The following is a 13,599-nucleotide window of genomic DNA, read 5'->3' on the forward strand; positions in this document are numbered from 1 at the left end:
CACATATGAAAAAGACCAAAACTGTCAACAAACCGGTATCACTGTTGTGGATACTGGTGCTGTGTATGCTGGCCATCTCTCCGGGCTACGCACAGGACGGAACTGCTAAGCGTAAGATTTCCGGTAAAGTAACCGGCAAGCTGGGCGAAGAGCCTGTCGTATCAGCTTCAGTAACCATTAAAGGCACCAGTCAGTCAGTTTCTACCAATGGCCAGGGTGAATTCGCCATTGAAGCCAAAACCGGCGATGTGCTGGAGGTGAGCTCGGTAGGTTACGCCACCAAGGCTGTAAAAGTAGGCAGTAGTGCAGTCGTTGAGATCCGGCTTGATAAAGACTACAACGACCTGCAGGATGTAGTCGTGGTAGGGTATGGCCGTATGAAGAAAACCGACCTCAGTAGTTCGCAGGTAACGGTCACTTCTACCGACATCAGCCGCACCGTCAATACTTCGCTGGAGCAGGGGCTGCAAGGCCGCGCTGCCAACGTGTATGTTACTTCCAACAGCGGCCAGCCTGGCGCGCCCGCCTCGGTACTGATCCGCGGTATCAACTCCCTGAGCTATAGTACGCAACCGCTGTATGTAGTAGACGGCGTGCAGATGCGGATTGGCAACGCTGGTGGTGGTGACAATACCGGTACCAATCTGTTGTCGACGATCAATCCTGACGATATCGAAACGATGAACGTGTTGCAGGGACCTGCAGCCACATCGATCTATGGTTCAGCCGGGGGTAATGGTGTGGTGATGATTACCACCAAAAGAGGTAAATCAGGCGAAACCAAAGTAAATTTTAACACCCTGGTTAGCATCCAGGATGTGCCGGACAGAATTCCTGTGATGAACCTTCGGGAATACGCCACCTACCGCAATGAGTTTGCCAAATCGGGCGGTGCAGCATTCGAACCTACTTTTGCCGATCCGTCGGTACTTGGTGAAGGTTCCGATTGGCAGGCCGCCTTGTTCCGTCGCACCCTGTTGCAGAAATACAGCCTGGGCCTGAGTGGCGGTAATGATCGCACGACCTTCTATACCGGTGCGGAATACTTCAAACAGGAAGGTGTTGCCCGCGGTTCAGGATTTGAGCGCTATTCCGTACGTCTTAATCTCGACAACCAAACCCGTCGCTGGTTAAGGATCGGTACCAACCTAAGTGTCAGTCAGGTACGCGAACAGGTCAATACCAGCAATGGCGACCTGCTCAATCTAGCCATCAGTCAAAACCCAAGTGTACCGGTAACCAACCCGGATGGTAGCTGGGGTGGCCCTGTTTCCACCCAGTTCCAGTTCAGCAATCCCGTGGCGCTGGCATCGATCAACAACAACCGCAACAAGGCAATGGCATTTACTGGTGGCTTATATGCTGATATCACGCTGCTAAAAGGGCTGGTTTTCCATAATGAGGTCAACGGCTATTTTCAGTACAAGAATAAGTACATCTTCAAGCCTTCTTACAAGTTCAATGGCCTGGAAAACGCCATCACCGAATCGAGCCGCACGGCAGAAAACGACTATTGGTGGGGTTTGCAACAACGTTTGCAATACGACTTCAGGATCAACAAGCATGTCTTCACCGCCATGGCTGGCCATGAATCCAACGAAAATGGTTGGGAAGGATTAGAGGGTATGCGTCGCAACTTCGTATCCAATGCCGTGCAGGAATTGTCTGGTGGGGATGCGCTCACGGCGACGAATAACAGCAGCAAAGGATCAGTTGCCCGCGAATCGTTTTTTGGCCGCCTCAACTATGTGTATGATGACAAGTATATCCTTCAATTCGTTATTCGGAGGGATGGTGCGTCGTCTTTCGGAGAGGCAAACCGTTGGGGTAATTTTCCGGCTGTATCTGCAGCCTGGAGGGTTTCCAAAGAGAAATTCCTGCAATCTGTTGACGCCATTAACGACTTGAAATTACGGGTTGAATATGGTGCAAGTGGTAATTCGAGTGCCGATGGCTATTGGGCTGCATTGTACAGTGTGCCCACCGCCTCTGGTACTGGCTACCTGTCGCAGAACTTTTCCAATCCTTTTATGAAATGGGAAAATTCCGTGACGACCAATTTGGGCTTTGACCTGCGTATGTTCAATAACCGACTTGAAATAATCGGTGATTTTTACATCAAGAAGGTGGATGACCTGCTCACCATCAACGATTATCCATTCTATTCCGGGGGTGACATGAGCTACTCGTCTGGTTATATACGCTTCCCGACGACCAACGTAGGCTCCATGCGTAATAAAGGTTTCGGCATCACCATTAATTCCGTGAACGTCGAAAGTCCGTTTACCTGGAAAACGGGCGCCAATTTCTCGGTCGATCGTAATGAGATACTGAGCTTCTATCAAAATTCACCGATCAACAGCACGTATAAGACCAGCTCGCTGATCACTTCATCCCGCATCGGTCAGCCGGCGGCCTTGTTTACCGGCTACTATGCGGAAGGACTGTTCCAGAATATCGATGAGATCAAGAACCACGCAAACCAACTGAGTGGCGCTAAGCTGATCAGTCCTACACAGGGTACCTGGGTAGGAGATGTGAAGTTCAAGGATGTGGATGGACCCAATAAAGATGGTAAGCCGGATGGGATTGTCGATCAGAATGACCGTGTGGTTATTGGTAATCCCTGGCCTAAGTTCACTTTTGGCCTCACCAATACCTTCTCGTACAAAAATTTTGACCTGAGTGTATTGATCATCGGTGTACAGGGTAATGATATTTTCAACTATACCCGGTATATCAATGAAAACCCACAAGGTACCGGTGTATTCAGCAACTATTTCAGGTCGGTAGCCGACTTCGCCCGTCCCAGCAGTGTGGATGCCAACGACGCCAGCACTAAATTGAACAATCCTGGCTACCAGATACCCCGTATCACTACCAATACGGCCAATGGTAATTTCCGGGCCAACCAATGGTACATTGAAGACGGCTCTTATGTTCGTATCAAGAACGTAACCTTGTCGTATATCGTGCCTGCCCGTTGGTCTTCCAAGGCAGCCATGAAATTCCTGAAGGTGTCGGCTGGGGTGCAGAACCTGGCTACGTTTACGAAATATAAGGGGTATGATCCCGAGGTAGGTATGAGACCTGTTAACGGGTCGCTGGCAGTGGGTGTCGACGATGCCCGCTATCCTTCTACCAGAATGTATTCTTTCAGCCTTACCGCTGAGTTCTAACCATTAAAATTGCTGTATATGAATAAGCTCATATTATTATTAACGATACTGGTGCTGGCGCAGTCCTGCAGCAAAGAGTTTCTCAACCGACCGCCGGAAGATCGTTTGATCGCTGACATCTTTTACAAAACGACCGACGAGGTGCGGGCTGGAACCGCTCCCCTGTACAATGTCGTATGGTTCGATTATAACGATAAAGCAGCCCTGTCATTTGGCGATGCCCGGGGCGGCAATATGATCTCCAATGACCGCGACGCGTTTTATCGCTTTGCAGTAGCTGCCACAGACGTCAATACGCTGTTGCCAGCCTACAAATCTTTCTACAAGATCATTGCGCAGAGCAATCAGACCATGTACAATATCCGTAAAAATGCTACGGCGGTACCCGCCGATGTGCGTAATGCGGCTATTGGTGAATGTCGTTTCATGCGCGCCATGGGATATTATTTCCTGGTGAGCAACTGGGGCGCTGTACCCATCATTTACGACAACGTGACGCAGATGGGTGATCCCAATGTAACCCGCAATACCATCGAGAGTATCTGGGAACTGATCCTGAAAGACCTTAATTATGCCGCTCAGCACCTTCCGCCGACACCGTTTGGAGAAGGCCGGCTGACTAAATACTCAGCAGAAGGCATGCTGGCCAGGATGTACCTTACACGTGCCGGTGTGGGTAGTGGAGCTACCCGCCGCAAAACCGACCTCGACAGCGCGAAATATTTTGCAGCTGATGTGGTGCACAATGCGCCGAACGGCCTGGAAGCAAATTACGCTGATCTGTTTCGCGGAGAGAACCACAACAGTTCTAAAAACAATAAAGAGAGCCTGTTCTCCATCCAGTGGATGCCCATCAAAGATCCCTGGGGTATTAACAATTCCTTCCAGGCGTATATGGCCCGCAATGGAGATATCACCGGCAGTTGGGATGGATGGGGGGCTGCGCATGGCGCTTCTGCCAACCTGGTGAATTACTATGTTAGCAATCCCAACGATTCCATCCGTCGCAAAGCCACCTTTATGTTTGATGGCGACTTTTATCCTGAGATACGAAAAGATCTGGGCGGCTATCGCTACACCTTTACCGATATCGCCAACACAAAGAAGTATATCATTGGTTCAGTCAAAGACAATGGCGGCAAGGGCAGCGAAATGTGCGCTTACATCAATACGTATATGCTGCGTATGGCAGAAGTATACCTGATCTATGCAGAATCTATCCTGGGTGATGCCGCCACTACTTCCGATGCCGAAGCGTTGAAATATTACAATGCAGTACGCAAACGGGCCGGTATGCCGGAGAAGTCCTCCATCACCTTTGATGATATCTTCCTGGAAAAGCGCATCGAGACCGTATTTGAAGGCATCTATTGGTATGAGCTTATGCGCCTGTATTACTACAACCCGACGAAGGCCAAGAACATCATCAATGACCAGGACAAAGGGTCGTATACATTAACGTACAATGCGGGGTCCAATCCACGTACCTGGAAGCCTGTATTCACCACGGCGAAGTATCCGGTAACGGATGCCACCATGTACCTGCCACTACCCGAGGCAGAGCTGGTGAAAGCTCCCGGACTGGCCAAGCCAGCCGTGCCGTTTGATTTCAGCGTATTGCCCGAGTAAATTTTACCTAACTTCTAATCTTCGCACACATGCGTAATTACATAAGATATTGTATGCTGCTCCTGGCCCTCGTCACCGCCCTGGTGGCTTGTGACAAGGACAAGGACGGCGCACCTACGATCGCCCGCCTGCGGGCGATCGACCCTGCTCCCAATGACTCCACGCTGACCAAGGCAGGTCCTGGCCAGACGGTGGTGATACAGGGTAGCGGCTTTGCCAGTACCACCCAGGTCTACTTCAATGGTTATCCGGCACCGTTCAATTCTGCGTTGCTGGCCGAGACCAATATCGTTGTCACTATTCCGGCCGATATGCCTTTTGCCAGCCTGAAAGTGGAAGACCTCAACAAGGTAAAAGTGGTGACGGCCAATGGGGAGGTCGTATTTGATTTTCCCATCGTACCACCCGCACCGGTGATCTCGTCGATGTCAAATGAAAATGCAGTGGCTGGAACACGGGTAACGATCAATGGCAATAACTTCTTCTTCATCGACAAAGTGACCTTCCCGGGTGGCAAAGAAGTTACCTCGAATATCACTTCCAACAGTACGGGTACGCAACTGGAAGTAACAGTACCCACGGGTATTACAGCTTCCGGCCCCATGAAAGTGTCGAACCGCTATGGTGCCGGTACCTCTGTTTTGCTCTTCAATGACTTTACCACCGGTGTACTGCACAATGCCGATAATGTAGACAAGATGGAATGGGGTGGCGAAGCGGTTACTGACAACTCGGCCTATCCTGGTGGCCATGGTAACTTTGCCCGTATCAAAGGTACCGCGATTGCCGGTGGCGATGGCGGTTGGTGGAATGGCAACAAATCGATCAATACGCATCCCGGGCAATGGGTGCCTGCTGCCGATCTCAACAAGCCGCTGGATAATTATGCCGTCAAGTTTGAGATCAATGTAAAAGTGCCCTGGACATCGGGTCATATCTATATCGTGCGGGATGGTGACTGGACTTACCTGGCCAATTATGTGCCCTGGAAAAAAGCCGACGGCAGCGCTGCTCCCTTCACGACCAATGGCTGGCAAACGGTAGAGATACCGCTCACCCAATTCAAGACCAAGGCCAACGGGGTAGATGGTTCGGGGGATCCTGCTCCATCGCTGACGGCCTTCCTGAAAAATGCTACTTCCTGGAAGATGAACATCATGTTTGTGAACCTGGAAAGTACCGCCATCGAAAAACTGGAATTGAACCTTGACAATATTCGTGTTGTCAAAATAAAATAACCACGGTTAGTGGAAAGGCGAACTGGCAGGTGGTGTGATGATTGCCACCTGTCTTTTTTTTAGCACCTAAACGGATACTGTGAAGACACGCTTGTTTGCTATTTGCTGCATCCTGTCCGCCAGCCGATTGCTTGCTCAGGATCCCGGATTCTTCCTCAACGACTGGCAACCCGTCAACATCGTAGCGCCGGCCTTCAATACCGTTGCCAAGCCTGCGGGCACCGCTACGGTAACGGTGACCATCGATGCGGGTACGATAGTCAATAAGGTATCGAAATACCTGTTTGGTAACAATGCCAATCCCTATATGACCCAAATGGTGACCGAGCCGGTATTGATCGATCACATCAAACAACTGGCCCCCAACCTGATCCGGATGCCGGGTGGCAATATCAGTAGTGTTTATTTCTGGGATAGACAGCCTGGTACACCGCCGGCCGATGTGCCGGATTCTTTGTACGATTCGGATGGCAAGAAGGTGATCGCCGGTTATTGGTATGGAAAAAATACAGCAGGCTGGACGCTCTCGCTGGATAACTACTATGCCATGCTGCAGCAAACCAACAGTACCGGTATCATCACCGTCAACTACAGTTACGCACGGTATGGTACGAGCGCCGATCCTGTAAAACAGGCTGCGCATTATGCGGCCGATTGGGTACGCTATGACAATGGGCGAACGAAATTCTGGGAGATCGGCAATGAAGATGCCGGACCGTGGCAGGCGGGCTTCAGGATCGATGTTACGAAAAATAAGGATGGTCAGCCGGAGGTCATTAACGGTGGTCTGTATGGTGAACACATCAAGGTGTTTATCGACTCGATGAAGAAAGCGGCGAGCGAAAAAGGCCATACCATTCATATCGGTGGGCAACTGATCCAGTACGATGCCGCCAATTCCTGGAATGTGCCCGACCGTGCCTGGAACAGTGAGTACTTCAAAAAAGCGGGCAACGCTGCTGACTTTTTCATCATCCATTCTTACTACACGCCCTTCAATGAAAATTCAACGGCCAGTGCCATCCTGGCTACTGCCGCTACAGAAACGGGCAACATGATGAACTGGATGCGTACCACCACACAACTGGCCGGTGTTGCGTTGAAACCCATTGCGCTGACGGAATGGAATATTTTTGCTGTGGGGTCCAAACAGGCCGTGTCGCACATCAATGGACTGCATGCTACGCTCACACTGGGTGAGCTGATCAACAACAAATATGGTCAGGCCTCCCGCTGGGATTTGTCGAATGGTTGGGATAATGGCAATGATCATGGTACCTTCAGTGCGGGTGACGAACCGGGTGTTGGCAAATGGACACCACGACCATCTTTCTACCATATGTATTATTTCCGCAAATACTTTGGCGATCAGCTGGTAGCCTCCTCCGTGACAGGCAACAATGAAGTGGTAAGTTATGCTTCCACTTTTGCTTCCGGACAGGCAGGGGTGGTGCTCGTCAACAAGGGCACGGGCACGCAACATGTCAAGCTGAACTTCCAGAACTTTGTGCCGGGTGGGCGGTATTATTGGTATACGCTGACTGGCGACAACGACAATGGGGAGTTTTCCCGTAAAGTATTGGTGAATGGTAATGGACCAACTGGTGTAGCGGGTGGACCCGCCAATTACGTGGACCTGAAAGCGGATGCCGCAAATTGCGACAATGATGTGCGGATCAGTTTGCCCCCACGTTCCGCCAGTTTTATATTGGTGGAAAAAAGCAGTGTTACCAGTGTGGTGGATATCGATCCGGACGGCAAGATGGTGCAGGTGTTTCCCAATCCAGCACCCAAAGGTCGGTTCAATGTGCGGTTACAAGGGTTTACACCGGCCGAACCACTAAGTTTACGGATCGTCAATACAGCCGGTCAATCATTGTTGGCCACCAGCATTCGTGGGCAGCAACTGTATGCGGCGAAACAATGGTTGCCTGCCGGTACTTATCACCTGCAGGTGATCACTGCCAAAGGCAGTACTACAAAAAAACTGATCGTACCTTAAAAATTGTGCAATATGGTATCGAAAGCATGGAAGATGATCTTGGTAGGGTTGATGGGCAGTGCAACGGTACAGGCACAGGGGCCTGTAAACCCGGTTCGCATCAACCAGGAGGGGTATTATACCAAAGCGCCCAAGTGGGCCGCCGTCGTTGGCAATACTATATCAGACGATTATTACCTGGTCAGCGTACCCCGCAATGACACGGTATACCGGGGTAAGCTGGGTAAAGAGCAGCCGTCTGCCAATTCTTCGCTGCAGACACGGCAAGCAGATTTCAGCAGCTTTACCAGGCCCGGCAGCTATCGGTTGTTGGTGCCGGGACTGGAGGCTTCTTATCTATTTCGTATCGGTCAGCATGTACACCATGCTACCGCAGTAGCCCTGCTGAAGGGATTCTATTACCAGCGTGTATCTACACCCTTGGAGAAAACGTATGCTGGTATCTGGCACCGGCCGGCGGGGCATCCCGATACAGCTGTGATGATACATCCAGGCGCTGCCAGTGCCAACCGGCCTGCAGGCACGGTGATCGCCTCACCCGGCGGCTGGTACGATGCCGGTGACTACAATAAGTATATTGTCAACAGCGGTATCACCATGGGTACCTTGTTGGCGGCCTATGAAGATTTTGCTCCTTATTTCGATACACTGCGTACGCATATACCCGAAAGCCCTAATAAAATACCCGACCTGCTCGATGAAGTGCTGGTCAACCTGCGCTGGATGCTGACCATGCAGGACCCGGCCGATGGTGGTGTATACAACAAATGCACCAATGTCAGTTTCGATGGGATGGTGATGCCGGGCGTTACCAAAGCGCCGCGGTATGTGGTACAAAAAGGAACGGCAGCTACCCTCGATTTTGCGGCGGTGATGGCGCAGGCGGCAAGGATCGCCGGCAAGTTTGCCAAGCAATTGCCGGGACTGCGTGATTCCTGTCTTGCGGCAGCCCGCCTGGCCTGGCAATGGTCGGTAGCGCATCCTGACCTGCCGTATGACCAGGATAAACTCAATAAGGAATTTACACCGGTCGTCAGCACGGGAGGATATGGTGACCGCAATTTTACCGATGAATGGTATTGGGCGGCGGCAGAGTTATGGATCACTACGCAGGACGAGACCTATACAACAACCATTGCCAAAGAAGAACAGCAATTGGTGTCGATCCCCTCCTGGGCCAATGTGCGGATGTTGGGGCAGTACTCGCTGTTACGTCATGGCAAACATTATGCATCGAGGTTTCCTGCTCAGGCTGCTGCTATGCGCAGTAAGCTCCTGGCCTATGCCGATGGCTATGTGGCTGCCGTGCCGCAAAGTGCTTTTGGTACCGTGATGGGGCGCTACCGTACAGACTTTGTATGGGGCAGTAGTTCAGTGGCTGCCAACCAGGGCATCTTGTTGATCAATGCGTGGATACTCACCGGCAATAAAAAATACGTATCAGGGGCTTTGAGTAACCTGGATTACCTGCTCGGGCGCAATGCCACGGGGTATTCTTTTATTACCGGTATCGGGACTTACCAGGTGATGCACCCGCACCACCGGCCTTCTGTAGCTGATGGTATCGTGCCACCGGTGCCGGGCCTGCTATCGGGAGGCCCCAATCCTGGTCAGCAGGATCATTGTAAATATCCCTACAACGAACCGGAGACCAGTTTTACCGATGCCGATTGTTCTTATGCCAGCAATGAAATTGCGATCAACTGGAATGCGCCGGCGGTTTATCTGGCTGCTGCGGTGGAGGCATTGCGTGTACGGGTAGGGTATTAAAAGTATAAGGGGTTTTTGTACTTTTTGTTTTTAGGCGAAAGCTGTTTGGCCCTGGGATTGGGATGGGGCTTCAGACAAATGGTCAATCCCACCTGAGGCGTAAAGGTAAACACGTGTTCCCGGTATGGGATCGCTTCCGAAAGTAATGTTTTCGTATCGAGGTCCTGGATCGTTTTGTTGAATGTAAAATTCGCTTTGAAATAGGTGCTGTTCAATTCGCCACTAACAGCCAGCCATCGGTTGATCCGGTATTTGGCTACGCCTGCCAGGCCTATGGTGAAAGCAGTTGGGCCATTGACAGGTGGGTATATAAAGGCCAGTTGCTGGTAATGGTTGCCCCCTTTTTCTTTCAGGTAAATAATATAGTCGGTGGTGCTGAAATCTGTAATACCGGCGGAGAGTTTTGGAAAGAATAACCAGTTTTTTTTCTCCCAGCGATACGTGACACCTAACATCGCACGCATTCCCGCGATACTGCTAAAGTTATTTCGTTCTAATCCGGGATAGGGATCGATCAGGTAGCGATCCGCATACTGGCTTTGCAAAGCCGCATAGAATTTTTCTTTCCGGCCATCTTTCGGCGAATGGACGTTGCCGATACTGAATTCGAGGCCCCAGCGCGGATGAAAGAAAACGCCGAGGGAATAGGATAGGTTAGAACTGGTATTGCTATAGTTGACCAGTTGGTCAGTAGGGCGCCCGCTCAGTAATTTGCTTACAGGCAGGCTTGTGCCGGCGCTTACACCCAATTGCCATTCCAATTTCCCATTATAGCTTTCCTTTTGCTGTTGGGCGGTCAGGCTACCAGCGTGCAAAGCCACCAGTATGAACAGCATGATCTTTTTGTACATCAGAGCAGTTTTACAGAAGGGGTAGTAGATTCCAGGATACGACCATCAGACAGGTGGTACTGCACTTTGAAACTGTGTTCGGGACCCAGGGTGGGCGGGGTCATCAGGAGGATGTCTTGGGAGGGCTGGAGATCGGCCTCCTCGAAGAGGGTAGGGCGCCAGTCCTTCACGTAGTCGCTCAACAAGGACAAGGTATAATTGTGAAAGACCTTGAAATAGGGGCTGATATCGGAGCCCGCGGGATGGGTGTTGTCGAAGGCATTGGTGGTAATGATGTGGATGGCCTGGATAGAGTCTTTGGCAAGATAGGAAGAGGCTGGCTCGCAACCACAACTTAAGGCATAGGCGGAAGAGATGAACAGGGAAGGCCGTTTTTGCAGGCAGGCCAATCGTTCCCGTTTCAGGAAGACCCGGACGCCATACGCAGTTTTACGAACGGTGTCGGCCTGGCTTTCCGCGGGTTGGGTACCACTGTTGTCCAACTGGCGGACGGTAATAGATTGGTTGCTATACCGGAAGGTTAGTGTTCCCACACAACCGCAGCAGGATACCACTACTTCGGCGATGAGGGGGAATAGCAGGAGGAAAATGACTTTTTTCATGGTGAAGGGTAACCGCTATAGGGGCGGTGTCCCAATATGACCACTTATCTGCACAGTTAGTTGCTTGGCTGGTCATTTTTTCCTCCTGCGGAACCTTTTTTTCGGATTACAGAAAGATGCCCCCTGAAACCTCGATGCGTTGGGCGGTGATCCAGGCGGCCTCGGGTGAACAGAGGAACGCGATCACGCCACCAATATCGTCGGGTTGACCGGTACGCCCCAGCGCAGTTTGGCCCACCAGTACATTACGGATCTGGGGATTGCCGAGAGAGTGGCGGGTGAAGTCTGTTTCGACGGGGCCGGGTGCAATGGTGTTGGCAGTGATGTTGCGACTGCCGAGTTCTTTGGCGAGGTAACGCGTAAACACTTCGATGCCACCTTTCATGGCCGCGTAAGCGCTGTAACCGGGTATGGCAAAGCGGGCCAGGCCCGAAGAAAAATTGATGATACGACCGCCGTCAGCCAGCAAAGGCAGCGCTTTCTGCGTCACGAAATAGGTGCCTTTGAGGTGTACATGGAACATATCGTCGAACAGTTGCTCACTGGTGGTGGCGATCGGACTGGTACCATCGATACCGGCATTGTTGACCAGGAAGTCGAACTGCCCGCGGCCAAACTGATCCTTCAAAACCGAAGTTAGCTCGGCGAAGAACGCATCGAACGTGTGGGATTCGCCGACGTCTAAGCGCAGGGAAGCCGACATCAATCCCATTTGTCGAATGTCTGCGACGACGGCGTCTGCTTCTTCTTTTTTGCTTCTGTAGGTGAGGATGACATGAATCCCCTTTTTTGCCAGGGTGAGGGCTGCATTTTTACCCAATCCCCGGCTACCGCCGGTAACGAGGGCTATTTTGTTGGTAGTTGACATCTTTTTTGGTTTTAGTACACCACAAAATTGCCAGATATGCCTGGATGAGGCATGGTGACAGATTCAGGAAAAATGGTGACTGTTTCAGTTTTTGGGAAAAAACCGGTCAACCGGGCTAGGGGGGCAGTATGTGGGGGGGATGCTTACGCAACGCTTATTTCTTCGGCAGGGAAGATTCGCGTATCTGCAGTTCCGGGGTAAGGGTACGCTTTTCAAATTGCTTGACGGGCCGTTTGCTTTCGATCAATTGCAGCAGCAACTCTGTGGCGTCACGCCCTATTTCATAGGCGGGTTGGCGCACGACGGTGAGGGGCGGGCTTATGAGCTCGGCGATATCCGAGTTGGAGAATCCTACCAGGGCAATGTCTTCCGGTACCCGCAGGCCACGTCTTTTCAGGGTTTTGAGGCAGCCGCTGGTGAGTTTGTCGCTCATGGTGACGATGGCATCGGGTTTTTGCTTCAGGGTAAAAAGCCGGTTCACGGCTTCTTCGATTTCGGAGAAGATCATGCCACCATAAAAACAATGTTTGATCAGCCCGTCTTCAGGTTTGAGGCCATTGGCCAGCAGCGCTTCGCGGTAGCCGGCCAGTCGTTCGGACGTAATGGACAGGAATTCGGAGTTGGCGATGGCAGCGATGCGCTTGTAGCCATTCTGTACGAGGTGTTCGGTGGCTTCGTACGCTCCTTTGAAATTATCGACGATCACGCTATGGGTATCGATCTCTTCTGTGATCCGGTCGAAGAATACGATGGGAAGGCCCTTTTCGTGCAGGGCTTTGAGGTGACTGATATCGTTCGTTTCGGTCGATACGGAGATCAGCAAGCCATCTACCGAGCGGGAGGCGAGGTAACGCAGGTCCATGACTTCGCGTTCATACGACTCGTGGCTTTGCGAGATGATCACATTGTAGCCGCGATCGTACGAGATGGATTCAATGCCATTGATGATCTGGGAGAAGAAGTTGTTGGCGATCTCGCAAACGACCACGCCGATGGAGCGGCTGCGTTTCTCCTTGAGGCTGAGTGCAATCGGATTGGGACGATAGTTCAGCTTTTCGGCACAGTCCAGTACCAGCTGTTTCGTTTCGGGGCTGATCTCATAGCTGTCGCGCAGGGCTCTTGAAACAGTCGATGTAGATATTCCGAGTGCTTTAGCAATATCTTTAATGGTTACTGCTTCAAATTTCATATGCCTGCCGTTGGTTTGATGAGGTCCGTTTGTCGTCGGTCACTAAGATACAGTTTTTCTTGCAGAGCCCTGTAAAACATTCACTTGTCATTTTGACACAACGCCATCGTTGCCGGGAACGATTGCGTAAATAAAAGAAATCAAAGTCTTTCACAATCATGAAAAAGGGTATAGCATTGTTGTGCTATTTGCTAACGAATAAATTGCTTGCTTATGCTTAGGAAATTACTTGCTCCTGGTGGATACTGCTCCACGTACCTCCCTCATCTTA

9 protein-coding genes are annotated in these 13,599 nt (G+C 51.2%); 5 read left to right on the forward strand and 4 right to left on the reverse strand.

The annotated features are described in order from the left end of the window. The first annotated feature begins 5 nt into the window (after positions 1 to 5). From P2W70_RS13440 to P2W70_RS13460, 5 genes are all read left to right on the forward strand, one after another. Complete coding sequence (locus P2W70_RS13440) at positions 6 to 3,179, forward strand: SusC/RagA family TonB-linked outer membrane protein (protein WP_276481990.1); 3,174 nt, start codon at positions 6 to 8, stop codon at positions 3,177 to 3,179. Between the two features lie 18 nt (positions 3,180 to 3,197). Further along, positions 3,198 to 4,808, forward strand: coding sequence for a RagB/SusD family nutrient uptake outer membrane protein (locus P2W70_RS13445; protein ID WP_276481991.1), 1,611 nt, complete (start codon positions 3,198 to 3,200; stop codon positions 4,806 to 4,808). 29 nt (positions 4,809 to 4,837) lie between these two features. Then, positions 4,838 to 6,046: a glycan-binding surface protein gene (locus P2W70_RS13450; RefSeq protein ID WP_276481992.1), complete on the forward strand. Its 1,209-nt coding sequence runs from the start codon at positions 4,838 to 4,840 to the stop codon at positions 6,044 to 6,046. 79 nt (positions 6,047 to 6,125) lie between these two features. Further along, positions 6,126 to 8,048, forward strand: coding sequence for a T9SS type A sorting domain-containing protein (locus P2W70_RS13455; RefSeq protein ID WP_276481993.1), 1,923 nt, complete (start codon positions 6,126 to 6,128; stop codon positions 8,046 to 8,048). A 12-nt stretch (positions 8,049 to 8,060) separates the two neighbouring features. After that, on the forward strand, positions 8,061 to 9,818 hold the full coding sequence (locus P2W70_RS13460; protein ID WP_276481994.1) for a glycoside hydrolase family 9 protein: 1,758 nt from the start codon (positions 8,061 to 8,063) through the stop codon (positions 9,816 to 9,818). Here the strand turns inward: P2W70_RS13460 and P2W70_RS13465 are convergent. From P2W70_RS13465 to P2W70_RS13480, 4 genes are all read right to left on the reverse strand, one after another. Then, on the reverse strand, positions 9,815 to 10,669 hold the full coding sequence (locus tag P2W70_RS13465; protein ID WP_276481995.1) for a hypothetical protein: 855 nt from the start codon (positions 10,667 to 10,669) through the stop codon (positions 9,815 to 9,817). The two genes, P2W70_RS13460 and P2W70_RS13465, sit on opposite strands and share 4 nt — an antisense overlap. After that, the gene (locus P2W70_RS13470; protein ID WP_276481996.1) at positions 10,669 to 11,271 is read right to left on the reverse strand and encodes a DUF5034 domain-containing protein; all 603 of its coding nucleotides are present in this window, start codon (positions 11,269 to 11,271) and stop codon (positions 10,669 to 10,671) included. Before P2W70_RS13470 ends, P2W70_RS13465 begins: the two co-directional genes overlap by 1 nt. A gap of 106 nt (positions 11,272 to 11,377) precedes the next feature. Next, positions 11,378 to 12,139: an SDR family NAD(P)-dependent oxidoreductase gene (locus P2W70_RS13475; RefSeq protein WP_276481997.1), complete on the reverse strand. Its 762-nt coding sequence runs from the start codon at positions 12,137 to 12,139 to the stop codon at positions 11,378 to 11,380. A gap of 154 nt (positions 12,140 to 12,293) precedes the next feature. After that, positions 12,294 to 13,328 carry a LacI family DNA-binding transcriptional regulator gene (locus P2W70_RS13480; protein ID WP_276481998.1) on the reverse strand — a complete coding sequence of 345 codons (1,035 nt, stop codon included), beginning with the start codon at positions 13,326 to 13,328 and terminating at the stop codon, positions 12,294 to 12,296. Positions 13,329 to 13,599: the final 271 nt, after the last annotated feature.

Origin of the sequence: Paraflavitalea pollutisoli (assembly GCF_029360705.1) — a bacterium.
GTDB lineage: Bacteria > Bacteroidota > Bacteroidia > Chitinophagales > Chitinophagaceae > Paraflavitalea > Paraflavitalea pollutisoli.